This window comes from Pseudomonas sp. YA1, assembly GCF_058680555.1.
The window spans coordinates 307,936-331,435 of sequence record NZ_JBZWBG010000007.1 but is presented as its reverse complement, the minus strand read 5'-3'; the positions used below and the strand labels follow the sequence as shown (position 1 = coordinate 331,435).

26 protein-coding genes and 1 pseudogene are annotated in these 23,500 nt (G+C 66.2%); 14 read left to right on the top strand and 13 right to left on the bottom strand.

Annotated elements, in window-relative coordinates:
* Positions 1 to 912 precede the first annotated feature (912 nt).
* A complete protein-coding gene (locus tag AC4OR5_RS12635) occupies positions 913 to 2,034 on the top strand; it encodes a Fic family protein (protein WP_003137352.1) in 1,122 nt (373 codons plus the stop codon).
* Between the two features lie 92 nt (positions 2,035 to 2,126).
* Positions 2,127 to 2,384 (top strand): annotated as a pseudogene (locus AC4OR5_RS12630) (nuclease-related domain-containing protein); the annotation flags it as partial.
* A 415-nt stretch (positions 2,385 to 2,799) separates the two neighbouring features.
* Here AC4OR5_RS12630 and AC4OR5_RS12625 read toward each other — a convergent pair.
* Positions 2,800 to 2,943, bottom strand: a complete 144-nt coding sequence (locus AC4OR5_RS12625) for a hypothetical protein (RefSeq protein ID WP_003085001.1) — start codon at positions 2,941 to 2,943, stop codon at positions 2,800 to 2,802.
* A 99-nt stretch (positions 2,944 to 3,042) separates the two neighbouring features.
* Between AC4OR5_RS12625 and impA the strand changes: the two genes are divergently transcribed.
* The 5 genes from impA (at position 3,043) to AC4OR5_RS12600 (ending at position 7,914) form a co-directional block, all read left to right on the top strand.
* Positions 3,043 to 5,814 carry an ImpA family metalloprotease gene (gene impA / locus AC4OR5_RS12620; protein WP_116271251.1) on the top strand — a complete coding sequence of 924 codons (2,772 nt, stop codon included), beginning with the start codon at positions 3,043 to 3,045 and terminating at the stop codon, positions 5,812 to 5,814.
* A gap of 190 nt (positions 5,815 to 6,004) precedes the next feature.
* Positions 6,005 to 6,619: a DMP19 family protein gene (locus tag AC4OR5_RS12615; RefSeq protein WP_058160939.1), complete on the top strand. Its 615-nt coding sequence runs from the start codon at positions 6,005 to 6,007 to the stop codon at positions 6,617 to 6,619.
* Positions 6,609 to 6,956, top strand: a complete 348-nt coding sequence (locus tag AC4OR5_RS12610; protein ID WP_058160937.1) for an SMI1/KNR4 family protein — start codon at positions 6,609 to 6,611, stop codon at positions 6,954 to 6,956. The genes AC4OR5_RS12615 and AC4OR5_RS12610 overlap by 11 nt, the downstream gene beginning before the upstream one ends.
* Positions 6,957 to 6,969: 13 nt before the next feature.
* Entirely contained in the window at positions 6,970 to 7,440 is a 471-nt protein-coding gene (locus AC4OR5_RS12605; protein WP_003099612.1) for a hypothetical protein, read from the top strand.
* Between the two features lie 15 nt (positions 7,441 to 7,455).
* Positions 7,456 to 7,914, top strand: coding sequence for a DUF6985 domain-containing protein (locus tag AC4OR5_RS12600; RefSeq protein ID WP_031635688.1), 459 nt, complete (start codon positions 7,456 to 7,458; stop codon positions 7,912 to 7,914).
* Positions 7,915 to 7,923: 9 nt separating this feature from the next.
* Here the strand turns inward: AC4OR5_RS12600 and AC4OR5_RS12595 are convergent, their stop codons facing one another.
* Positions 7,924 to 8,082: a YqaE/Pmp3 family membrane protein gene (locus tag AC4OR5_RS12595; protein WP_003084988.1), complete on the bottom strand. Its 159-nt coding sequence runs from the start codon at positions 8,080 to 8,082 to the stop codon at positions 7,924 to 7,926.
* Between the two features lie 187 nt (positions 8,083 to 8,269).
* Here AC4OR5_RS12595 and AC4OR5_RS12590 point away from each other — a divergent pair, with 187 nt between their 5' ends.
* Positions 8,270 to 8,785, top strand: a complete 516-nt coding sequence (locus AC4OR5_RS12590; protein WP_003142767.1) for a hypothetical protein — start codon at positions 8,270 to 8,272, stop codon at positions 8,783 to 8,785.
* Here the strand turns inward: AC4OR5_RS12590 and AC4OR5_RS12585 are convergent.
* Positions 8,775 to 9,113, bottom strand: coding sequence for a carboxymuconolactone decarboxylase family protein (locus AC4OR5_RS12585; RefSeq protein WP_004352218.1), 339 nt, complete (start codon positions 9,111 to 9,113; stop codon positions 8,775 to 8,777). The two genes, AC4OR5_RS12590 and AC4OR5_RS12585, sit on opposite strands and share 11 nt — an antisense overlap.
* 117 nt (positions 9,114 to 9,230) lie before the next feature.
* Here AC4OR5_RS12585 and AC4OR5_RS12580 point away from each other — a divergent pair, with 117 nt between their 5' ends.
* The 3 genes from AC4OR5_RS12580 to AC4OR5_RS12570 all read left to right on the top strand — a co-directional run bounded on the left by AC4OR5_RS12580 (position 9,231) and on the right by AC4OR5_RS12570 (position 11,497).
* Positions 9,231 to 10,142, top strand: coding sequence for an AraC family transcriptional regulator (locus AC4OR5_RS12580; RefSeq protein WP_058160935.1), 912 nt, complete (start codon positions 9,231 to 9,233; stop codon positions 10,140 to 10,142).
* A 177-nt stretch (positions 10,143 to 10,319) separates the two neighbouring features.
* A complete protein-coding gene (locus tag AC4OR5_RS12575) occupies positions 10,320 to 10,673 on the top strand; it encodes a DUF805 domain-containing protein (RefSeq protein ID WP_003084974.1) in 354 nt (117 codons plus the stop codon).
* A gap of 128 nt (positions 10,674 to 10,801) precedes the next feature.
* Complete coding sequence (locus tag AC4OR5_RS12570) at positions 10,802 to 11,497, top strand: HAD family hydrolase (RefSeq protein WP_003084972.1); 696 nt, start codon at positions 10,802 to 10,804, stop codon at positions 11,495 to 11,497.
* Between the two features lie 7 nt (positions 11,498 to 11,504).
* On the opposite strand, the gene AC4OR5_RS12565 is transcribed toward AC4OR5_RS12570, so the two are convergent.
* Positions 11,505 to 11,993, bottom strand: coding sequence for a M48 metallopeptidase family protein (locus AC4OR5_RS12565; protein ID WP_003084971.1), 489 nt, complete (start codon positions 11,991 to 11,993; stop codon positions 11,505 to 11,507).
* A gap of 112 nt (positions 11,994 to 12,105) precedes the next feature.
* Here AC4OR5_RS12565 and AC4OR5_RS12560 point away from each other — a divergent pair, with 112 nt between their 5' ends.
* Entirely contained in the window at positions 12,106 to 13,284 is a 1,179-nt protein-coding gene (locus AC4OR5_RS12560) for a BaiN/RdsA family NAD(P)/FAD-dependent oxidoreductase (RefSeq protein WP_003084970.1), read from the top strand.
* Here AC4OR5_RS12560 and AC4OR5_RS12555 read toward each other — a convergent pair.
* Positions 13,281 to 14,048: a class I SAM-dependent methyltransferase gene (locus AC4OR5_RS12555; protein ID WP_023126951.1), complete on the bottom strand. Its 768-nt coding sequence runs from the start codon at positions 14,046 to 14,048 to the stop codon at positions 13,281 to 13,283. The two genes, AC4OR5_RS12560 and AC4OR5_RS12555, sit on opposite strands and share 4 nt — an antisense overlap.
* A 229-nt stretch (positions 14,049 to 14,277) precedes the next feature.
* On the opposite strand from AC4OR5_RS12555, the gene AC4OR5_RS12550 reads away from it, so the two are divergent.
* Positions 14,278 to 14,703, top strand: coding sequence for a YybH family protein (locus AC4OR5_RS12550; protein WP_003084968.1), 426 nt, complete (start codon positions 14,278 to 14,280; stop codon positions 14,701 to 14,703).
* Position 14,704: 1 nt separating this feature from the next.
* Here AC4OR5_RS12550 and AC4OR5_RS12545 read toward each other — a convergent pair whose 3' ends face one another.
* From AC4OR5_RS12545 to epd, 6 genes are all read right to left on the bottom strand, one after another.
* Positions 14,705 to 15,187: a hypothetical protein gene (locus AC4OR5_RS12545; protein WP_003137335.1), complete on the bottom strand. Its 483-nt coding sequence runs from the start codon at positions 15,185 to 15,187 to the stop codon at positions 14,705 to 14,707.
* Between the two features lie 65 nt (positions 15,188 to 15,252).
* Positions 15,253 to 16,317 carry a class II fructose-bisphosphate aldolase gene (gene fba, locus AC4OR5_RS12540; protein ID WP_003084964.1) on the bottom strand — a complete coding sequence of 355 codons (1,065 nt, stop codon included), beginning with the start codon at positions 16,315 to 16,317 and terminating at the stop codon, positions 15,253 to 15,255.
* A gap of 119 nt (positions 16,318 to 16,436) precedes the next feature.
* Entirely contained in the window at positions 16,437 to 16,778 is a 342-nt protein-coding gene (locus AC4OR5_RS12535; RefSeq protein ID WP_003113229.1) for an MliC family protein, read from the bottom strand.
* 159 nt (positions 16,779 to 16,937) lie between these two features.
* The gene (locus AC4OR5_RS12530) at positions 16,938 to 17,138 is read right to left on the bottom strand and encodes a hypothetical protein (protein ID WP_023107686.1); all 201 of its coding nucleotides are present in this window, start codon (positions 17,136 to 17,138) and stop codon (positions 16,938 to 16,940) included.
* A 72-nt stretch (positions 17,139 to 17,210) separates the two neighbouring features.
* Positions 17,211 to 18,374: a phosphoglycerate kinase gene (locus tag AC4OR5_RS12525; protein WP_023107685.1), complete on the bottom strand. Its 1,164-nt coding sequence runs from the start codon at positions 18,372 to 18,374 to the stop codon at positions 17,211 to 17,213.
* Positions 18,375 to 18,379: 5 nt separating this feature from the next.
* A complete protein-coding gene (gene epd / locus AC4OR5_RS12520) occupies positions 18,380 to 19,441 on the bottom strand; it encodes an erythrose-4-phosphate dehydrogenase (protein WP_003084958.1) in 1,062 nt (353 codons plus the stop codon).
* Positions 19,442 to 19,655: 214 nt separating this feature from the next.
* On the opposite strand from epd, the gene otnI reads away from it, so the two are divergent.
* On the top strand, positions 19,656 to 20,453 hold the full coding sequence (otnI, locus tag AC4OR5_RS12515) for a 2-oxo-tetronate isomerase (RefSeq protein WP_003129176.1): 798 nt from the start codon (positions 19,656 to 19,658) through the stop codon (positions 20,451 to 20,453).
* On the opposite strand, the gene AC4OR5_RS12510 is transcribed toward otnI, so the two are convergent.
* Positions 20,434 to 21,498: a hypothetical protein gene (locus AC4OR5_RS12510; protein WP_031756703.1), complete on the bottom strand. Its 1,065-nt coding sequence runs from the start codon at positions 21,496 to 21,498 to the stop codon at positions 20,434 to 20,436. The genes otnI and AC4OR5_RS12510 overlap by 20 nt on opposite strands.
* On the bottom strand, positions 21,498 to 23,495 hold the full coding sequence (gene tkt / locus AC4OR5_RS12505) for a transketolase (protein ID WP_058160933.1): 1,998 nt from the start codon (positions 23,493 to 23,495) through the stop codon (positions 21,498 to 21,500). Before tkt ends, AC4OR5_RS12510 begins: the two co-directional genes overlap by 1 nt.
* Between the last annotated feature and the right edge of the window lie 5 nt (positions 23,496 to 23,500).

The window sequence follows — 23,500 nt, the reverse complement described above, 5'->3', positions numbered from 1 at the left end:
AGTCATTACTTGATGCACCGCTACAACTGGATCAGGCCGCATCAATTCAACGACGGGTTACCACCTGCGGTGGCCGAAGAAAAACTCAACCCACTGTCCGGGATGGGTTGACCACTACACCGTCAGCTTTCCACTGCCAGGCTTCATTCCCCTAAGTTTCTGTTCGTTAACTGTACCGACCATTATTGCCAGTCCCCAGAAGTCCCCGTTTCAGTCCCCGCTTTACGCAGGACTCAACGGTACTAACTGGAACCATGCGGCACAAGATAAACCGTGGACGCCGCCAAAATCAGCGTATAGGCAATCCACACGGAACCATCAGATTCTATGAGGAACTACTAACCACCTCCCTCATAATCCTTTGGTCCACGGTTCGAGTCCGTGTGGGCCCACCACCTTCAAAGCCGCGCACTGCGCGGCTTTGCGCTTTCTAGGGTAGTGGCCTCATAAACGGCTCCATGGCCAAAAGGTACAAAATCGGTACAGTACTGGTTAGCCAGTCTGCCTTTGGAGTCCTTATCTGATGGCAACAGTCGCCCCCCTCCCGTGGTCCGCAAAACGGACTGGCCGACCAACGAAAAAACCTTCCGCACCGAAGACGAGATGGTACGCGGCGTGTACATCCAGCACTGCGGCTCCGAGTGCATGTGACCTGCCCCCATTTTGTAGCCCGAGAGCTACATGTCCCTGCATCAAATTTTATCGATGCCCAAGGGGTACGGCCGACCTCTGTCCACAAGGTTTTTGACGTGCTGAAACAGGCGCTTTAGCTGACTCAGTCACCCTGAACAGGCATGCTCATCAAGCTATCAACCCAGCTTGAGAATTAGACAGTGAGCCGAATAGTTGGCATTATCGGCTCACAAAATGAGCCGAATAGGCTCTCTAATCGGCTCAAGATGAACATCCCTTATGAACGACCCACTCTGGATCTGGCAGCAGCCCGACTGGCCGCAGTTCAACTGGCAAGCCGAAGCGCTTGCACCACTGCTGCGCTCCTGTAGCCAGGCTCAGGGTCGTTTGTTAGGAATGCTCGGTGCCGTGGGGAGTGACACCGAAGTGCAGAGCAGCCTGGATGCCATGCTGCAGAACATCGTCACCTCTTCAGCCATTGAGGGAGAGCAACTGAATGTCGGTTCGGTGCGCTCATCACTGGCACGGCGACTGGGATTGCACGAAGAAGGTCGAACCACCTCTCGCTCCGAAGGCCTGGCGGAACTGCTGCTCGATGCCACCCACGCACATCAAGAGCCACTAGACGAACAGCGACTGTTCACCTGGCACAGTTGGTTATTCCCCACCGATGACCAACTTCTGGCTCGACCACTACACATCGGCGCACTGCGCGGCGAAGAGCCCATGCAGGTAGTTTCGGGTCGGATAGACCGCCCTACCGTATATTTCGAAGCCCCTCCCCGTGCAGGGTTGGAAGCGCAACTGGCGGACTTTCTCGCCTGGTTCGAAAGCAGCCGCAGCGATGCCAGCCTCGACCCGTTTCTGCGCGCCGGTATCGCACATTTCTGGTTCGTGACCCTGCACCCCTTCGACGACGGCAACGGTCGCCTCACCCGCGCTATCACCGATCTGGCATTGGCTCAGGGCGAGCAGCAAGCCATTCGCTTCTACGCCATGTCTGCGAGCATCCTCGACGACCGCGCCGGCTATTACCGCATCCTAGAAGCCAGTCAGAAAGGCGGGCTGGATATCACCAAGTGGCTGCAGTGGTTTCTCGAAACCTTGCTCAAGAGCCTGGAGCAGGCCCTTGCCCGTATAGACCGCGTGCTGGTCAAAGCGCGCTTCTGGCAGGCACATCGCAGCCAAACGCTATCGGCGGAGCAGATCAAAGTGCTTAACCGACTGCTCGATGGCGGCGAAAGGGGTTTCGAGGACGGAATCAGTGCCGCTCAATACCAAGCCGTGGCCAAGGTATCCAAAGCCACCGCGACCCGTCACTTGAGCGACCTGCTGGAAAAGGGCTGCATCGAGCGACTGCCCGGCGGAGGGCGTAGCACCCGTTACCAGATAGCACGCTGAGCGCCTGCACCGGGCTCATCAGCCCTTGATGCGTCATCGCGCCATAGGACAATGGTCGCCTCTCCATTAAGCAGCTCGGCTCAAGGAAGAAAGTGGATTACAGCCCGATAGTCGCCCAGGTCTGGGGCATGCTGACCTGGTTTATCCCGGCAGCCCTGCTGATCGGCCTGCTCAAATCGCCTTGGGCCAAGGGGCAGATCGGTGAACTGCTGGTGCGCCTGTTCGCCCATTGGCAACTGGACAGGCAAACCTACCGCCGCCTGCACAACGTCACCCTGAACACGCCGGACGGCACGACACAGATCGACCACGTATTTCTCTCACCCTACGGCATCTTCGTGCTGGAAACGGCAGGTTTCCGGCACCTGCCGATAGGTCTCTACCGTTGCACCGGCGAGCCGTGCTGCAGGTCACAGGCTTTGGTGTCAATCGCCACCCACTGCGCGATCAATCGCAGGGTGTCGGCGGCGGCAGCGCAAGTTTCGGCGAAGGCGAACTGGCGCTGGCGGAGCGGAATCCGATGGACGTGGCGGCTCTGCTCGCCGCCTGAGCGTGGGAAGGCACTTATCAGGCACTTATCAGGCACTTCCGAAGGCACTACCGGACGATATCGATTCCATCGCCAACGCGGTAACTTCGAAGTACCTAAACCTACATGAAACTGCAACTTCCAACTCGATCGACAGCTCTGGAAATACATCCTCGTTATTTTCCAAGACCCTAACCAAAGTCTGGATCGTTTCGTCACAGGAAACGCTGGAGCGCCTATTCCAGAGCGCTTCGAACAATCGGTAAAAATAAAATCCAAATAATCAGACGCAGTTCAAAAACAACCAGAACAGATAGTTTTTCCGCCTTTCCCAACATGCTCCTCTCGCCTTGACTCGTTCGATGCAGCGGATCGCCCATGCGTATTTCCGGCATTGTCCGAGGCCCATTCCCTGTTCGACGCGATACCCGGCGCACCCATAACAATACGCCGCCCTCCACGGGCCGATAGCGCCAGTTGTGAGCTTGTCCACCACTGCATTTCCCTCACTGCAAGGAGAGAACATGAGTCGCTCACCCATCCCTCGCCACCGAGCGTTGCTGGCCGGTTTCTGCCTGGCTGGCGCGCTGTCCGCCCAGGCGGCCACCCAGGAAGAAATCCTCGATGCGGCACTGGTCAGCGGGGATTCCTCGCAACTGACCGACAGCCACCTGGTCGCCCTGCGCCTGCAGCAGCAGGTCGAGCGCATCCGCCAGACCCGCACGCAGTTGCTCGACGGTCTCTACCAGAACCTAAGCCAAGCGTACGACCCCGGCGCCTCCAGCCAATGGATAGTGCCAGCCAACCCGGACAACACCCTGCCCTTCCTCATCGGCGACAAGGGCCGCGTGCTCGCCAGCCTGAGCCTGGAGGCCGGCGGCCGCGGGCTAGCCTATGGCACCAACGTGCTCACCCAGTTGAGCGGGACCAATGCCGCCCACGCGCCGCTGCTGAAGCGGGCGGTGCAGTGGCTGGTGAACGGCGACCCGGGCGCGGCCACTGCGAAGGACTTCAAGGTCAGCGTGGTCGGGGTGGACAAGACCGCCACCCTCAACGGCCTGAAGAGCGCCGGCCTGCAACCGGCGGACGCCGCCTGCAACGCGCTGACCGACGCCAGTTGCGCCAGCGCCAGCAAATTACTGGTACTGGGCAACGGCGCCAGCGCCGCTAGCCTGAGCGCCACGGTGCGCACACGGCTACAGGCCGGGCTGCCGATCCTCTTCGTGCACACCAATGGCTGGAACCAGAGCAGCACCGGCCAGCAGATCCTCGCCGGCCTGGGCCTGCAGGAAGGCCCCTACGGCGGCAACTACTGGGACAAGGACGCGGTGCCATCCAGCCGCACCCGGGCGCGTTCGGTCGAGCTGGGCGGCGCCTACGGCCAGGATCCGGCGTTGGTGCAGCAGATCGTCGACGGTAGCTGGCGCACGGACTACGACTGGTCGAAATGCACCTCCTACGTCGGTCGCACCACCTGCGACGACGTGCCGGGACTGAGCGACTTCAGCAAGCGCGTCGATGTACTGAAAGGCGCCCTCGACGCCTACAACCAGAAGGCGCAGAACCTCTTCGCCCTGCCCGGCACCACCTCGCTGCGGCTCTGGCTGCTGTGGGCCGACGCGGTGCGGCAGAACATCCGCTACCCGATGGACAAGGCCGCCGACACGGCGCGCTTCCAGGAAACCTTCGTCGCCGACGCCATCGTCGGCTACGTGCGCGAGGCCGGCGCGGCGCAGAAGGAACTGGGCAGCTACGCCGGCCAGCGCCAACAGTCGATGCCGGTATCGGGCTCGGAGGAAACCCTGACCCTCACCTTGCCGTCGGCCCAGGGCTTCACCGCCATCGGGCGCATGGCGGCGCCGGGCAAGCGCCTGAGCATCCGCATCGAAGACGCTGGCCAGGCCAGCCTGGCGGTCGGTCTGAACACCCAGCGCATCGGCTCGACGCGGCTGTGGAATACCCGCCAGTATGACCGCCCACGCTTCCTCAAGAGCCCGGACATCAAGCTCCAGGCAAACCAGTCGGTGGCGCTGGTATCGCCCTACGGCGGCCTGTTGCAACTGGTCTACAGCGGCGCCACGCCGGGACAGACGGTAACCGTCAAGGTGACCGGCGCGGCCAGCCAGCCGTTCCTCGACATCCAGCCGGGCGAGGACAGCAGCCAGGCGATTGCCGACTTCATCCAGGCGCTGGACGCCGACAAGGCCGACTGGCTGGAGATCCGCAGCGGCTCGGTGGAGGTCCACGCCAAGGTGGAGAAGGTCCGTGGCTCGATCGACAAGGACTATGGCGGCGACGTCCAGCGCTTCATCCGTGAGTTGAACGAGGTGTTCATCGACGACGCCTACACCCTGGCCGGCTTCGCCATTCCCAACCAGGCGAAGACTCCGGCAATCCAGCAGGAATGCGCGGTGCGCGGCTGGGACTGCGACAGCGAGACCCTGCACAAGCTGCCCGGTACCCAGCACATCAACGTCGACCAGTACGCCCAGTGCGGCGGCGGTTGCAGCGGCAACCCCTACGACCAGACCTGGGGCCTGAACCCGCGTGGCTGGGGCGAAAGCCATGAGCTGGGCCACAACCTGCAAGTGAATCGACTGAAGGTCTACGGCGGGCGCTCGGGCGAAATCTCCAACCAGATATTTCCGTTGCACAAGGACTGGCGCGTGCTCCGCGAGTTCGGGCAGAACCTCGACGATACGCGGGTCAACTACCGCAACGCCTACAACCTGATCGTCGCCGGACGCGCCGAGGCCGATCCGCTGGCCGGCGTATACAAGCGCCTATGGGAAGACCCGGGCACCTACGCGCTGAACGGCGAGCGAATGGCCTTCTATACCCAGTGGGTGCACTACTGGGCCGACCTGAAGAACGATCCGCTGCAGGGTTGGGACATCTGGACCCTGCTCTACCTGCACCAGCGCCAGGTGGACAAGTCCGACTGGGACGCCAGCAAGGCCGCTCTCGGCTACGGCACCTACGCCCAGCGCCCGGGAAACAGCGGCGATGCCAGCAGTACGGACGGCAACGACAACCTGTTGCTCGGCCTGTCCTGGCTGACCCAGCGCGACCAGCGACCAACCTTCGCGCTATGGGGCATCCGTACCTCGGCAGCGGCCCAGGCGCAGGTGGCGACCTACGGTTTCGCCGAGCAGCCGGCGTTCTTCTATGCCAACAACCGGACCAACGAATACAGCACGGTGAAGCTTCTGGACATGAGCCAGGGATCGCCGGCGTGGCCGTTTCCGTGAGTCGTAGCTGAGGGGGCTGGCGCGGGGTGATGCTTCTCGCTCCGCGCCGGTCCTCATGCCCCTCTCCCCGAAGGGAGAGAGGGCCGGCCATGCCAGCGGGCAACGCCGTGCCAGGCTGGCAAGCCAAACTGTCGTTCAAGCTGAACGATCCTGCGCAATAATGAGCCCCTTCCACCAGCAAGGACCGCTCATGACCGACCGCCTTCCCTGCCGCGCCTGCGGCCATCTCATTCTCCCGACCACGGCGGCGAGGAACGATGGACTGTGCATGCCCTGCAAGGGCGGCTACCGGCAGAACATCGAGGATGGCAAGCGTTTCCACGCGGAGCGACGGCGCTACCTGGCGAGTCCGCAGGCGCTGTACTGGAGCGCGCTGGTGAATCGCGTCTACGATGGCGGCGAGGGATTCGCCGGGCTGTCGCCGGCCGAGCGGAGCTACTACGCAGTGAGCGTGCTCAGCGGCGAAGTGCACAACGGCGGCTTCGACCAGTATTTCGGCAACTCCTCCGGCGACCAGTACCAGGCGGCGCGCGCGGGTCTTCGCGAATTGGAGGCGGAGGACGCCCTGGCCCTGCTGGAGCGAGCCGCCGCCCTGCTGTTCGGCGACGCTCCGGTGCCAGTCTCCCAGGCCGAGCGCCAGTTGCGCATGCCGACCTGGGCCGATGAACCCGACCGCGACTGCGAAGCGGCCCTGGATGCGCTGGACACGCGCTTCTACGCCCTGGCCGACGCGCTTGGCGAACGCCTGCTGGCCCATGCCCGCCGCCATGCATTGTTCGCCCTGGACGAGCCCGATGAAGCCTGAATTGGATGCCTTGGAGGCCTGGCTCGGACGACCGCTGCCGGCTGCCTTCGTCGCCGCTCTGGAGCAGCACGGCGGCCGCCTCGTCGAGCCGGACCTGCTGCTCTACGCCGCCGACGAGTTGCTGGAACGCAACCGGGCCTTCGAAACCTCTCTCTACTGCCCCGGCTACCTGGCCATAGGCGACGACAGCGGCGGCCGCGCCGTGGTGATGGCGCTGGACGATCACTGGCAGGCGCTGTTCCTGGTCGACCATGGCGCGATGACCCCGGACTGCTTCGAACCCCTGGCACCCAGCCTGGAGGCCTGGCTGGAAGCCGGGCCCTGCCTCCCCGAATGACGGAGAAACGCCCATGATTCCTTTCGGCCTCAGCCCCGAACAATTCCGCGAGCGCTACCGCCGCGACCTGCAACGCGCCGCGCCGGGCGTGATCCAGCGCCTGCGCGAGCTGCTCCGGCAACCCCTGGAGGAAGGACTGCGCGACGGCGAGATCCAACTGTTCCTTGGCGAGGACGGACGCGACGCAGCGGAAGCGTGGTTGTACCTGAATGGCGCCAGCAACCGGGTGGACGCCAGCGACCCGCGCCTGTTTCCCGGCAAGGCGCTGGACCTGGCGCTCGGCCTGGGACATGCCCCGGATTTCGACGAAGCCTATTTCGCCGACGGCTTCGGCGGCGTCGACCTGCTCGCCGATACGCTGCAAGCCTGGTTCGCCGAGTGCTGGTGGAAGGCCGGCGGCTGGGCCTGGCCGATCCCGCTGTGGCTGCACGTACACGATGGCTTCGGCGACGGCCGTGGCATCGCCCTCACCGAACGCTGCTGAACAGGGAGACCGCGCATGGAACTGATCCGCAACCTGGACGATGCGAACATGGGCGAAGTGTATTGGCGCCTGTACCGGCGCTACATCAGCCTGTTCATCGAGAACGAGGCCGACGACGCCTACGCCTGGCGCTGCGCCCGAGCCCTCGACGAACTGGATGACGCCGTGATCGAGCGGCTTTGTGCCGCCAGCCTGCGCTACCGCGCCGCGCGCCTGGAGCGGCTGGGCGAGTCTGCGGAGGAAGTCGCGACGGCGCGCGCGGTGCTGGAACGGATCGAGCCGGGCGAGCTGATCGTGCCCGACCCGGAACAGGGCGACGAAGCGGTGATCCACCTGTCGCTGAACTGCGAATGGGACCGCGAACACGGTATGGAATGGATCGTCCGGGGCGGCGAGGTGCTCTATGTCGGCCCCTTCCACGGCGAAGACCCGTGGCGGGACTTCACCGTGAAGGAACCATGGAACTACGCCTGAGCAGGGGCCTCAACGCTTGGCGATGATGTACACCGCGTGGACGATGCCCGGGATGTAGCCGAGCAGGGTGAGCAGGATGTTCAGCCAGAAGGCGCCGCCGAAGCCGACTTGCAGGAACACGCCCAGCGGCGGCAGGAGGATGGCGATGAGGATGCGGATCAGGTCCATGAACGGAACTCCTTGGTCCAGGGTCGATACGGTGTCCGGCGCGTGAGCCGGCGTTTTTTCGCGTCACCCTATGACTGACTCCCGCCATTCGCGGAGGGTTCAACCACAACGGTACTCGCCGCCTGTCACGCGCAGCGGTACGCTTGAGCCTACGCTCATGCGAGCGGACAACCCGCAAGGAACATCCATGTCCGACCTGCCCCCGCGTCCCGCCTTCTGGCCGTACCTGCCGGGCTATGCCCTGTTGCTGCTTTCGGTGCTGCTCTGCGCCAGCGGCAGCTACCGTTTCGTCACCCCGATGGCGCTCGCCGACGGCGTCGACCTGGTCTACCTCAGCCAGGGCCTGGCGCTGCTACCGCTGGGTACCGGGCTGGTCGGCCTGCTCGCGGGCTTCCTCCTGCATGTCCGCGGGCGCTGGCTCGGCGCGCTGCTGGCGCTGCTGCCGGCGGCGCTGATCTGCGCCTGGAACCTGTACAACTATGCCGCCCACGGCGACGAGGCGTTGTCGCCGAGTTTCGCCCAGTACACCCAGGCGCTACTCGGCCTGCTGCTGCTCGGCGGCGTGCTGAGCCTGGTCGACCTGCTCCACGGCAGACCCTCGACGCTGCTGCGCAAGGGCCTGCTGGGGTTGGGCTGGCTGGCCCTGGTGGCCTGGCTGGGGTTGCTGTTCTACCTGCAGCGCCTGTACGGCCTCACTTTTTGAACTGCTCGTAGGCTTCCAGCGCGCGCAGCGAATAGACGTAGGCGGCGCCGGCATTCAGGGAGATGGCGGTGGCCAGGGTCTGGGCGATTTCCGCCTCGCTGGCGCCGGCCTTCAGCGCGGCCTCGGTGTGTACGCCAATGCAACCGTCGCAACGGGTGGTAATGGCCACGGCGATGGAGATCAGTTCGCGGGTCTTGGCATCCAGGGCGCCCTCGGCGCTGGCTTCCTCCAGCGCGCCATAGGCGGCGAGCATCTTCGGGTGTTGCTTGCCCAGGGCACCGAAGGCTTTTTTCACGGCGGGGACGAACTCGGTCCAGTTGTTCAGCATGGTGATATTCTCCGTTGCTTTCGCGCCGGGAGTGGCGCGTCGGGTTACCAGTCTCGACCAGTCTGGACCGCGCCGCCTGCCCATGCGTCTCTACTTTCGACCTGATCGGCTCATCCCATGGACCCACTCGACCGGCTCATCCAGCTCGCCAACCTGCAGGGCCGCCTCGACCAGCGCTGCCAGCTACAGGGCAGCTGGGCGCTGGAGCACCCGCAAGCGGTGCCCGGCGAGGCGACCTTCCATATCGTCATGGCCGGCACCTGCTATTGCGAGTTCCTCGACGGCGCTCGCCTCGACCTGCACCCCGGCGACCTGATCCTGTTGCCACGCGGCACCCCGCACCTCCTGCGCAGCGACAGCCCGGCGCAACCCTGCGAACCCACCGTAGAGCACCGCGGCAGCATCCCGCTGTACCAGTTGAACGGCCCCGGCGAGGCCCTCGACATGCTCTGCGGCAGCTACCGCTATCACGCCGGCGCCAGCCTGTTCGGCGCACTCCCCGAGCGCCTGCTGGTGCATATGGACGAGTCGACCCAGCAGCCCCTGCGCGCGCTGATCGGGTTGATGCGCGAGGAAGCCGAGAGCACCCGCAGCGGCGCCCGCTCGATCATCGACGCGCTGGCCACCGCGCTGTTCGCCCTGGCCCTGCGCGCCCACCTGGACCGCCAACCGCTGGGCGACGGCCTGTTCGGCCTGCTGGGCGACGCCCGCCTGGGACGAGCCCTGCGGGCCATGCTGGAACGCCCGGAGCATGCCTGGACCCTGGAACAGCTTGCCCAGCAGGCGGCGATGTCGCGGGCCAGTTTCGTCCGCGCCTTCTCCGCCCTCGGCGGGACCTCGCCGTGGAACCTGCTGACCCGCATCCGCATGGAAAAGGCCCGCGGCCTGCTGCGGCAAACGCAGAAGAGCCTGCTGGATATCGCCGCCGAGACCGGCTACCAGTCGGAGGCAGCGTTTTCCCGCAATTTCCGCCAGGCCTTCGGCGAATCGCCCGGCCGTTTCCGCCGCCAGGCCGACCCCGCTCGCTGAAAGCGCTACCGGCGCACATTTCGGCAATCCGCCGCTATGCAATGCGAATGATTTTCGCAACATCCTGTACGAATTCACTGACAGTACGGCTACACTGTGCTTTCCCGGCAAGGAGGCGCGGGGGTACTTGTCGCGGCACCCACTCTCCCGCTTTACCAGTACGCCCAGGAGGCAAACATGGAATGGTTTCTGAAATGCGTGAAGGAACACTACTTCGACTTCAACGGGCGCGCCCGTCGCAAGGAATACTGGATGTTCACCCTGGTGAACATCATCATCTCCGTCGCGCTGAGCGTCGTGCTCGGCCTGATCAGTGAAAAGCTCCTGCCGATCGCCAATCTCTACTCGCTCGCCGTACTGCTGCCGGCCCTGGGCGTCACCGCCCGGCGTCTGCACGACATCAACAAGAGCGGCTGGTGGATGCTGATCGCGCTGATCCCGATCGTCGGCCTGTACCTGATCTACCTGCTGGCCAAGGACAGCGACGCCGGCCAGAACCAGTACGGCCAGAACCCGAAAGGCATCGCCTGATTCCTTCCCGCCGGGCCGCACGGCCCGGCGTTCTCCCGCTCCCTGTTTCCCTTCCCGCCCCTGACCGGGGTTAGAATGCCTCGCTCCCACTCCGGCGCCCTGCGCCAACGCCCGCAGCGAGGTAGCCCATGCCCCATCCCATCGACGCACTGATTTCCGACTGCGACGGCGTCCTGGTCGACAGCGAGGTCATCGCCGAGCGCGTGATGTACGAGGCGCTCAGCGCCTACGCGCCGCTGGAGGAGCTGCAGCGCCTGCTGGAAGGCACCTTCGGCCTGACCAGCCGCGACATCCTCGATCGCGTCGAGAAGCACTTCGGCCTGCGCATCCCCGACAGCTTCAACCGCGAGGTGCGCCAGCGCAGCGAGGAGATGGTCGCCCAGGTCCAACCCATTCCCGGCGCACGCGAGGCGCTGCTGGCCCTGGACCTGCCCGTCGCGGTGGCCTCCAACAGCCGCCGCCACAGCCTGGAGCGCTCGCTGGCGCGCGCCGGGCTCAGCGAACTGATCGGCGAACGCCTGGCCAGCGCCGATATGGTCGCCCTGCCCAAGCCCGCACCCGACGTCTACCTGCACGCCGCCAGCCTGCTCGGCGTCGCCCCCGAGCGTTGCCTGGTGGTGGAAGACAGCAGCACCGGCACCCGCGCCGCCCTCGCCGCGGGGATGCGGGTGATCGGCTTCGTCGGCGCCGGGCACATTCCCGCCGGGCACGCCGAGGTACTGCGCGAGCTGGGCGCCATCGCCATCGTCGAGCACATGCGCGAACTGCCGGAGACCGTGGCGCGCCTGCGCCGCGAGAGCCGAGTGGCGCTGGGAACGCCGTAACCGGGCGTCAGAGACTCTTCCAGGTCAGGTACACCCGCAGGTCGAACTCCAGTTGGTGGTAGTCCGGCAGCATGTACTGGCAGAGCTGGTAGAACGCCTTGTTGTGTTCGCTTTCCTTCAGGTGGGCGAGTTCGTGGACGACGATCATCCGCAGGAACTCCGGGGCGGCGTCCTTGAACAGGGAAGCCACGCGGATTTCCTTCTTCGCCTTGAGCTTGCCGCCCTGCACCCGCGAGATCGCGGTGTGCAGGCCGAGGGCACGCTGGACCACGTCGAGCTTGTTGTCGTAGAGCACCTTGTCCAGGCCCGGCGCGTTGCGCAGGTGTTCCTGCTTGAGGTTCATGGTGTAGGCGTACAGCGCCTTGTCACTCTGCACATCGTGACGCCCCGGGTAGCGGCGCTCAAGGTACTCGCCCAGGCGGTTCTCGGCGATCAGCTGGCGGACCTGGTCCTGCAGCGATGCGGGATAGGCCTGGAGGTACTTGAGGGGGATCATGCACGGGTCCGGCGGTTCGCGGAAAACGCCCAGTGTACCGCGTCGGGAGCTCCGGCGGCCGACCGCCGCTTCGGGTAAGATGCGCGCCGTTTCCGATGAGCGGAGTGGGACAGTGGCAAGTACAGATGTGCTGATCGTTGGCGCCGGGGCGGCCGGGCTGATGTGTGCGATGACGGCGGCCGGGCGCGGGCGCCGCGTGCGGGTACTCGACCACGCCAACAAGGCCGGCAAGAAGATCCTCATGTCCGGCGGCGGGCGCTGCAATTTCACCAACCTGTACACCGAGCCGGCCAACTTCCTTTCGCGCAACCCGCACTTCTGCAAGTCGGCGCTGGCCCGCTACACCCAGTGGGACTTCATCGGCCTGGTGGCCAAGCACCAGGTGCCGTACCACGAGAAGAAACTCGGCCAGCTGTTCTGCGACAACAAGTCCAGCGACATCCTCGAGATGCTGCTGCGCGAATGCGCCGAGGCCGGAGCGGAAATCCTGCTGGACACCTCGATCGAAGAGATCGCCCGCGACGACGCCGGCTACCGCCTGCGTACCAGCGCCGGCGAGATGCGCTGCGAGTCGCTGGTGATCGCCAGCGGCGGCCTGTCGATCCCGACCCTCGGCGCCAGCGGTTTCGGCTACCAGGTGGCGCGCCAGTTCGGCCACGAGGTGCTGCCGACCCGCGCCGGGCTGGTGCCGTTCACCATCACCGACCAGCTGAAGGAGCTGTGCGCCGAGCTTTCCGGCACCTCCGTGGATTGCCGGGTGAGCTGCAACGGCCAAGTGTTCCGCGAGAACCTGCTGTTCACCCATCGCGGCCTCAGCGGCCCGGCGATGTTGCAGATTTCCTCCTACTGGCAACCGGGCGATACCCTGGAAATCGACCTGCTGCCGGACCACGACGCCAGCGAATGGCTGGCGCAGCAACAGCGCGAGCGTCCCAACAGCGAGCTGAAGACCCTGCTCGCCGAGCTGTTCACCAAGAAGCTCGCCGGACTGCTGGCCGACCGCTGGTTCGTCTCCAAGCCGATGAAGCAGTACACCCCGACCGAACTGGCGGGTATCGCCGGGCAGCTTTCGGCCTGGCGGGTCACGCCCTCGGGCACCGAGGGCTACCGCACCGCGGAAGTGACCCTGGGCGGGGTGAGCACCGACGAAGTGTCGTCGAAGACCATGGAGTCGCAGCGCTCGCCGGGGCTGTATTTCGTCGGCGAAGTACTGGACGTCAGCGGCCACCTCGGCGGCTTCAACTTCCAGTGGGCCTGGGCCTCGGGTTATGCGGCAGGGCAGTACGCCTAGCGCGCCTCGGCCAGATAGGCCTCGGTACGATAGGGCAGCGCTACCTGCTCCTTCCCCTTGAGCGCCGGGTGGCTGGCGACCAGCTCGCGCAATTGCGCCGTCACGGCGTTCTTTTCCGTCTCCGGCAAGGCGGCGATGAAGCTCACCGAAAGGAAGCGCGAGACAATCACCTGCTCCGGCGGGCCGACATGCTCGTAGGCGAAGGTGGAAAGTCGCAGCGGTCCGAAGGGCGCGCGCTCGAACGGCCGACGCCAGTCGCCCTTGTAGAAACGCGGCGCATCGCCTTCGTAGGGGGTGATGATGCGGGTGATCTCGGCGACCCAATCCAGCGACTCGTCACGCACGTTCCACACCAGCCCCAGCCTGCCTTCCGCCGTCAGCACGCGGCGCATTTCCTCCAGCGCCTCCACGGTGGCGAACCAATGAAAGGCCTGTGCGCACACCAGGGCGTCGGCGAAGCCGTTGGCCAGCGGAATCGACTGGGCGCTACCGGCCAGCGCCTGGACCTGCGGCAAGGCTTCGGCGAGCTGGGCGCGCATCGCATCCACCGGTTCCACCGCGACCACTCGCGCGCCGGTACGGGCCAGCAGGCGGGTGAACTTGCCGGTGCCGGCGCCGAGGTCCACCGCGACGGTCTGCGGACGCAGGCCAAGGGCATCGCGCAGCCAGTCGGAGAGCGCTTCCGGGTACTCGGGCCGGCCCTGGGCGTAACGCTGGGCCTCGGCGCTGAAACCTTGCTGGGCGGCGCTGTGTACGGACGACATGAGGGACCTCCTGGGCGGCAGGGAAAGCCCGAGGTATAGCACAGCGGCTTTCCCTCGAATTCCCGACGAAAGGTTCAAAGCCTTGCGCGGCGTGGCTCGCAGCCATTGGTCAGGGGCTTCGTGGACCTCTCGGGGAAGAGGCTATTGTCGATCCGAAGGCCCACCCGACGACCAGGGTAAAAGCATCCCGGCACACGCCGGCGTCCCCCGCCACAACCAGGAGTCAGCCATGAGCAGCGAAGTCAGCGCCATCCGCCAATTGATCGAAGACTGGCGAGCCGCCGTCCGCGCCAGCGACGTTCCTCGCATCGTCTCGTACTACGCGGAGGACATCGTCGCCTTCGACGCCATCCTGCAATTGCAATTCAAGGGGCGCGACGCCTACCAGAAGCACTGGCAGGCCTGCACCGAGATGTGCAAAGGACCGATGACCTTCGATATCGCCGAACTGCAGATCCATGCCGACCAACAGGTCGCCTTCGCCCACTACCTCTGCCACTGCGGCGGCACCGGCCCGGACGGCAAGCCGCACTCCTCGTGGATGCGGGTCAGCGCCGGCTACCGCAAGCAAGGCGACGGCTGGAAGGTGATCCACGAGCATTTCTCGGCGCCGTTCGACATGGACGGCAAGGCGCTGTTCGACCTGCAGCCCTGACTCAGCGCCGCGCGGCGGTCGTCGCCGGGTCGACGCAGCGTTTCACTGCGCGAGGGCTGAGCAGCGAGCAAGGCTTGCCGACCAGGTAGCTGCGGTAGACCTTCAGCAGCGTAGCCTGGCTGTAGCGGCAGCCCTTGCCGCTCTTGCGCAGGCAGGGGCTCTCGAACTCGAAGCGACCGTTGACCGGCTCGGCCAGCTGGATGCGCAACGCCGGCCAGGTGGAGCGTTGCGGCGCCGGCGGGGTTTCCAGTCGGCGACCGTCGCGCACCACCAGTTCGCCGCCGGCCTCTGCATAGTCGAAGACGAACAGCAGGGTGCGCGAAGTCTTGGTCGTGCAGTCGCTGCGCGCCAGGCAATCCTGCGGATCGGCGGGATCACGCGCTACGCTCGGCGAAGCGGCCTCCTCGACGTCGCGGGACGGCGCGTGCAGGCCAGCGCAACCGGCCAGCAGGAGGAACGGCAGGGTCAGGAGCCAGCGGCGCATCGGATTTCCCCGGGGCGGATGTGCAAGAGCCCCGACCAGCGGGGCTCCCGTTCGAACGAAGGCGCTTAGTTGACCTTCGGATCCAGCTCGCCGCGGGCGTAGCGCTGGAACATGCCTTCCAGGGAGATCGGCTTGATCTTGGAAGCGTTGCCGGCGGTGCCGAAGGCTTCGTAGCGAGCGATGCAGATGTCGCGCATGGCCTCGACGGTCTTGGAGAAGTACTTGCGCGGGTCGAACTCGCTCGGGTTCTGCGCCAGGAAGCGGCGGATGGCACCGGTGGAGGCCAGGCGCAGGTCGGTGTCGATGTTCACCTTGCGCACGCCGTACTTGATGCCCTCGACGATTTCCTCGACCGGCACGCCGTAGGTCTCTTTGATCTCGCCGCCGTACTCGTTGATGATCGCCAGCCAGTCCTGCGGTACCGAGGAAGAGCCGTGCATCACCAGGTGGGTGTCCGGGATGCGCGCGTGGATTTCCTTGATGCGCTGGATCGACAGGGTGTCCCCGGTCGGCGGCTTGGTGAACTTGTAGGCGCCGTGGCTGGTGCCGATGGCGATGGCCAGGGCGTCGACCTTGGTCTTCTTCACGAAGTCGGCGGCTTCTTCCGGGTCGGTCAGCAACTGGCTGTGGTCCAGCACGCCTTCCGCGCCGACGCCGTCTTCCTCGCCGGCCATGCCGGTTTCCAGGGAACCCAGGCAGCCCAGCTCGCCTTCCACGGACACGCCGCAGGCATGGGCGAACGCCACGGTCTGCTGGGTCACGCGGACGTTGTAGTCGTAGTCGGCAGGGGTCTTGCCGTCTTCACGCAGGGAGCCGTCCATCATCACCGAGCTGAAGCCCAGCTGGATGGAACGCTGGCAGACGTCGGGACTGGTGCCGTGATCCTGGTGCATGACCACCGGGATGTGCGGGAATTCTTCGATCGCGGCGAGGATCAGGTGGCGCAGGAAGGGCGCGCCGGCGTATTTGCGAGCACCGGCGGAAGCCTGGACGATCACGGGCGAATCGGTCTTGTCGGCCGCTTCCATGATGGCGCGCATCTGCTCGAGGTTGTTGACGTTGAAGGCCGGCACGCCGTAGCCGAATTCGGCGGCGTGATCCAGCATCTGGCGCATGCTGATGAGTGCCATGGTTCTCGTATCTCCCAATCGCGGGGTCGTTCAGTGATTCAGAAGCCTGCCGCAGGGGCAGGCCCGGTTCAAGTTCCTTGCGAGGGGCGGTCGCGGCGCCGCGCCCCTGCCGGCGCGACTCAGCGCGCCTTGCAACCGCGACCGATGAGGTCGTCGGTTTCGACCCAGTACACCAGGCCTTCGTCGTTCTCCAGGTGGAAGCCCAGGCGTCCGTCGCTATAGAAAGCGCCGACGGCCGCAGGTTCCTGCTCCAGATGGTGGACCACGTCGTCCTCGTCCTTCAGGCGCAGGTCGACGATGTTCTTGCTGCCGTCGATATAGCGCCATTCGATCACCGCCTTGCTGTCGCAGGTCCAGCGGGTCCAGTCCTTGCCGCCCGGCTTGCCGGAGGAAGCGGAGCAGCCGGCCAGCAGCGCCGCGGCGGCGAAGCCGCCGAACAGGGCGATACGCGAGTAGTTCATGTCCATCCTCCATCCGTGCGGAACGCTCCACCGCACCTCGCCGGGCCGCAAGCGGCCCGCGCGGCGGCCGGCTGGCCTTGCCTGTCACAGGAAAGGCGCAATGCTACTGCGTACGCTGGCGAATCCCCAGCCCTTTCCGTAGAAACTGGCAGAAAAGCACTACGGGCATTCCACCTGTTTCTGTCCGCCGGTCGGGTCGCCGCTGCTCTGCTGCTCGACCCGCTGGCGGTTCTGCTCGGTCGGCACCATCACGTCCGGCGGACTGAGCACCTCGCAGGGGCTCGGGCGTCGACCGCCATCGCCGCTACAGGCGGCCAGGCCCAGGCAGAGCATCAGGAGTGGCAGGGTTACGGAACGCATGGGGCACCTCCTTTTCTCGTCGTCCTCAAAGGTGTGACCCCCGAGGACGGCGAATGGTTTGCCCCGTCTGCGTCAACCCTTGGCGCGCTGCTCCAGGATTTCCACGGCCGGCAGGACCTTGCCCTCGACGAACTCGAGGAACGCGCCGCCACCGGTGGAAATATAGGAGATCCGCTCGGCGATGCCGTACTTGTCGATCGCCGCCAGGGTATCGCCGCCGCCGGCGATGGAGAACGCCGCGCTATCGGCGATGGCGTTGGCCAGGGTACGGGTGCCCTCGCCGAACTGGTCGAACTCGAACACCCCGACCGGACCGTTCCACAGGATGGTCTTCGAGGTCTTCAGCAGCTCGGCGAACTGCGCGGCGGTCTGCGGGCCGATGTCGAGGATCATATCGTCGTCGGCGACCTCGGCGATGGCCTTGACGGTCGCCACGGCGCTCTCGGCGAATTCCTTGGCCACCACCACGTCCACCGGCAGCGGCACCTTGACCTTGGCGGCGATGGCCTTGGCGGTATCGACCAGGTCGGCCTCGTACAGCGACTTGCCGACCTTGTGTCCGGCCGCGGCGAGGAAGGTGTTGGCGATGCCGCCGCCGACGATCAGTTGGTCGCAGATGCCGGCCAGGCTGTTCAGCACGTCGAGCTTGGTGGAAACCTTGGAGCCGGCGACGATCGCCGCCATCGGCCGCGCCGGGTTGCCCAGCGCCTTGCCCAGCGCGTCCAGTTCGGCGGCCAGCAGCGGGCCGGCGGCGGCGACCTTGGCGAACCTGGCCACGCCGTGGGTCGACCCCTCGGCGCGGTGGGCAGTACCGAAGGCATCCATCACGAACACGTCGCACAGCGCGGCGTACTTCTGCGCCAGCTCGTCGGCGTTCTTCTTCTCGCCCTTGTTGAAGCGCACGTTCTCGAACAGCACCAGGTCGCCCGCCTTGACCTCGACGCCGTCGAGGTAGTCGGCCAGCAGCGGCACTTCGCGGCCCAGGGCCTTGGACAGGTACTCGGCCACCGGCTTCAGGCTGTTCTCGGCGGAGAACTCGCCCTCGGTCGGACGGCCCAGGTGCGAGCAGACCATCACCGCCGCGCCCTTCTCCAGGGCCAGCTTGAGGGTCGGCAGGGCGGCCTTGATCCGTGCATCGCTCTGCACCTGGCCGTCCTTCACGGGCACGTTGAGGTCCTCGCGGATCAGCACGCGCTTACCTTTGAGGTCGAGGTCAGTCATCTTCAACACGGTCATGACAATCAGTCCTTGGGTACTTGTTGATCAGGCACGGCGGCGCGCAGGTAGTGTCCGGCGACGTCGAGCATACGGTTGGCGAATCCCCATTCGTTATCGAACCAGGCCAGCAGGTTGACCAGGCGGGGCCCGGAAACGCGGGTCTGGCTGCCATCGACGATGGCCGAATGGGGGTCGTGGTTGAAATCGCAACTGGCGTGCGGCAGCTCGGTATAGGCCAGCAGGCCGCGCAGCGGGCCGCTTTCGGCGGCCTCGCGAAGCACCCGGTTGATCTCGGCGGCGGAGGTGTCGCGGGAAGTCTGCAGGGTGATGTCCAGCGCCGAGACGTTCACCGTGGGCACGCGTATGGCTTTGGCCTGGATGCGCCCGGCAAGTTCCGGCAACAGGCGTTCGATACCGCGCGCCAGACCGGTGGACACCGGGATCACCGACTGGAACGCCGAACGGGTACGGCGCAGGTCCTCGTGGTGGTAGGCGTCGATCACCGGCTGGTCGTTCATCGCCGAGTGGATGGTGGTGATCGACACGTATTCCAGGCCGATCGCCTCGTTCAGCAGCTTGAGCAGCGGCACCCCGCAATTGGTCGTGCAGGAGGCGTTGGAGACCAGCGTTTCGCGGCCGCTGAGGTCCTGCTGGTTGACCCCATAGACGATGGTGGCGTCGATGTCCGCCTCGCTCGCCATCGGCTGCGAGAACAGCACCCGCGGCGCGCCGGCGCGGAGGAAACGTTCGGCCTGGGCGCGGTTGGTGTACTGGCCGGAGCACTCCAGCACCAGGTCGACCCGCAGCGCCTGCCAGTCGATGGCCTCCGGAGTCGGGCTGCGCAGCACCTTCACGCAATCGCCGTTGATGTGCAGGCAGTCGCCGTCGACCTTCACTTCTCCGGGAAAGCGGCCATGGGTGGAGTCGAAGCGGGTCAGGTACTCGACGCTGGCCTGGTCGGCCAGGTCGTTCAGCGCGACGATCTCGAAGCCCAGTTGCTCCGGGCGCTCGTGCAGCGCGCGCAGGACGCAGCGGCCGATACGGCCATAGCCATTGAGCGCGACGCGAAAAGGCGGGGTGGACATCGGCAGGGATAGCTCCGGCAAGGGGCCAGTGAAAGGCGCCAATTATGCGGGGGATGGGCCCGCCTGGGAACCGTCCGCGACCCGCGCGGCGCGGCGTGCGCCGCGGCGACGGCTCGCGCGCTGGCGCTGAAACGATTCATGCGACACCTGGCTGGCGCGACCGCGTTCCGCTGTGCAAGGCTCGCCCGCATCCACCGACCGCCAGGAGCGCCAGATGCCCCGCTTCGCCGCCAACCTCAGCATGCTCTACCCCCGACACGACTTCCTCGATCGCTTCGCCGCTGCCGCGGCGGACGGCTTCGAGGGCGTGGAGTACCTGTTCCCCTATGCCTACCCTGCGGCCGAACTGAAGGCCCGGCTGGACGACCACGGCTTGCGCCAGGTGCTGTTCAATGCCGCACCCGGCGACTGGGACAAGGGCGAGCGCGGCCTGGCCAGCCTGCCGGGGCGCGAGGCCGAATTCCGCCGCGCCATCGCCCAGGCCATCGACTATGCCCAGGTTCTCGGCAACCGCCACATCCATGTCATGGCCGGACTGCTGCCGGCCGGCGCCGACCGCATCCGCCACCGCGAGACCTACCTCGACAACCTCGCCCATGCCGCCCGCGAGGCCGCCGGCGCCGGGCTGACGGTGCTCATAGAGCCGATCAACAACCGCGACATGCCGGGCTTCTTCCTCACCCGCCAGGACGACGCCCAGGCCATCTGCCGCGAGGTCGGCGCGGACAACCTGCAGGTGCAGTTCGACTGCTACCACTGCCAGATCGTCGAGGGCGACCTGGCCACCACCCTGCGTCGCGACATCGGCAATATCGGCCATGTCCAGATCGCCGGGGTACCCGACCGCCACGAGCCGGATGACGACAACGAAGTGAACTACCCCTACCTGTTCGAGCTACTCGACCGGCTCGGCTACCAGGGCTGGATCGGCTGCGAGTACCGTCCGCGCGGCGACACCTCGGCAGGCCTGGAATGGCTGCGGCGCTGGCGCGCTACTCGACGCGACGGATGATCGGCTCCAGCGCGTCCAGGCGCTCGCGGGCGGTCAGCCAGTCGCGCACTTCCGCGCACCACTGCTCTTCCTTCAGCACTGCGCGGGCACGGGTCAGCACTCGCGGCCAGGGACGGTCGTCGAACAGGCGCAGCAGCACCTGGTTGAGCTGTTCGCTATCCAGCGGCCGGCGTCCACGGCGCACCGGCGCGTCGACCCGCTGCGCCAGCGATTGCAGCACCCGTTCGCGCTGCGCCGTATCCACCGGCATCGGCTGCTCGTCGTAGGCGCAGAGCACCAGGATCTCCGGCGCGACGTTCTCCAGCAGGCCGGCGCGCAGCCGGCAGTGGCCGTCGAGGATCACGCAGGCATCCAGGCAGTTCAGGCGCAGCGCCAGCACCGGCGGCAGCTCGCCTTCGCGGGCCTTCTTGCGCCACCACTTGACCCGCCCCTCGTCATCCTCGACCCGGCGCAGGGCGATCAGGGCGTCGTTGTCGCGCCCCCACCAGTCGAGCCACTGCACCCAGTCGTCGTCGAGGACCTTCTCCAGACTGTAGAAGCGCCAGTCCGGCAACAGAGCGTCGCGCCCGACGCTGCGGTAGCGCCAGCGTTCCAGCACCCGTTCGCGCGGATCGTGGCTCTGCGGCGGCTGCCAGGCGGGCGCCTGCTCGGCGAGCGACAGGCGCAGCAACCAGCGCCCGGCCTCCAGGCAACTGCCCGGGCTGGCACGCAGGGCCTCGACGAAATAGCGGCTCCAGGCCTTGTAGCGGGCCTCGCCGCGCAGGCCGCGCAAGGCTTCCAGGGTCGGCGAGTCGATGGGCGGCACGCTGGCCTGCGCCGGGCTCGCCGCGACCAGGCTCTTCACCAGCCAGATGCCATCGTGGTACGGCAACTGGGTGGCCCAGAGCAGCGGCTGATCGCCGCGCATCAGGCGGATGCGGGCCTGGCCGCCGGATTGCAGATGAAGGAAAGAGGGCGCCCGATGGGCGCCCTCCACCTGGACCGCGAGGCCCAGCCATTCGCCATTGGCGGGGCTTTCGAGGTCCCGCCAGTAGAGCGTGTGCATCAGTCTTCCAGCAGCTCCTCGGCCACCGCCAGGACGTTGTCCAGGGTGAAGCCGAAGTGCTCGAACAGCGCCGGGGCCGGAGCCGACTCGCCGAAGCTGGTCATGCCGATGATGCGCCCGTCGAGACCGACGTACTTGTACCAGTAGTCGGCATGGGCGGCCTCGATGGCGATGCGCGCGCCGACTTCCACCGGCAGCACGGACTGCTTGTAGGACTCGTCCTGCTGCTCGTAGACGCTGGTGCATGGCATCGATACCACGCGGACCTTGCGGCCCTGCTCGCTGAGCTTGTCGTAGGCCTGCACGGCCAGGCCGACTTCCGAACCGGTGGCGATCAGGATCAGTTCCGGCTCGCCGGCGCAGTCCTTCAGCACGTAACCGCCGCGGGCGATGTCGGCCACCTGGGCGACGTCGCGCGCCTGGTGCGGCAGGTTCTGGCGGGAGAAGATCAGCGCGGACGGACCGTCGGCACGCTCGATGGCATGCTTCCAGGCCACCGCCGACTCGACCGCGTCGGCCGGGCGCCAGGTGTCCAGGTTCGGGGTCAGGCGCAGGCTGGCCAGTTGTTCGATCGGCTGGTGGGTCGGGCCGTCCTCGCCGAGGCCGATGGAGTCGTGAGTGAACACGTAGAGCACGCGCTGCCTCATCAGTGCGGACATGCGCACGGCGTTGCGCGCGTATTCCATGAAGATCAGGAAGGTCGCACCGTAGGGAATGAAACCGCCGTGCAGGGCGACGCCATTCATGATCGCGCTCATGCCGAATTCGCGCACGCCGTAGAACACGTAGTTGCCGGCAGCGTCGTCGGCGCTGACGCCCTTGCAACCCTTCCACAGGGTCAGGTTGGAGCCGGCCAGGTCGGCGGAACCGCCGAGCAGCTCCGGCAGCAGCGGGCCGAAGGCGTTCAGCGCGTTCTGGCTGGCCTTGCGGCTGGCGATGGTCTCACCCTTGTTGGCAACATCGGCGACGTAGGCCGCGGCCTTCTCGGCGAAGTCGGCCGGCAGCTCGCCCTTCAGGCGGCGCAGCAGTTCGGCGGCCAGTTCCGGATGGGCGGCCTGGTAGGCGGCGAAACGCTTGTTCCACTCGGCTTCCTGGGCGGCGCCGGTCTCCTTGGCGTCCCACTCGGCGTAGATCTGCGCCGGGATCTCGAACGGAGCGTGCTCCCAGCCCAGCGCGGCGCGGGTCGCGGCGATCTCGTCGGCACCCAGCGGCGCGCCGTGGCACTCTTCCTTGCCCTGCTTGTTCGGCGAGCCGAAGCCGATCACGGTCTTGCAGCAGATCAGGGTCGGCTGGTCGCTCTTGCGCGCGGTATCGATGGCGGTCTTGATCTCGTCGGCGTCATGCCCGTCGACGTTGCGGATCACTTGCCAGCCATAGGCCTCGAAGCGCTTCGGGGTGTCGTCGGTGAACCAGCCGTGGACCTCGCCGTCGATGGAAATGCCGTTGTCGTCGTAGAAGGCGATCAGCTTGTTCAGGCGCAGGGTGCCGGCCAGCGAGGCGACCTCATGGGAAATGCCTTCCATCATGCAGCCGTCGCCGAGGAAGGCGTAGGTGTAGTGGTCGACCACCGCGTGGCCGTCGCGGTTGAACTGGGCGGCCAGGACCTTCTCCGCCAGCGCCATGCCCACCGCATTGGCGATGCCCTGGCCGAGCGGACCGGTGGTGGTCTCGACGCCGGCGGTGTAGCCGTACTCCGGGTGGCCCGGGGTGCGCGAGTTGAGCTGGCGGAAGTTCTTCAGGTCCTCGATGCCGAGGTCGTACCCGGTGAGGTGCAGCAGGGAGTAGATCAGCATCGAGCCGTGGCCGTTGGACAGCACGAAGCGGTCGCGGTTGGCCCACTGCGGGTTGCTCGGGTTGTGCTGCATGTAGTCGCGCCAGAGGACCTCGGCGATATCGGCCATGCCCATCGGGGCGCCCGGGTGGCCGCTGTTGGCTTTCTGCACGGCATCCATGCTCAGTGCACGGATGGCATTGGCTCGCTCACGACGGCTGGGCATCGCAA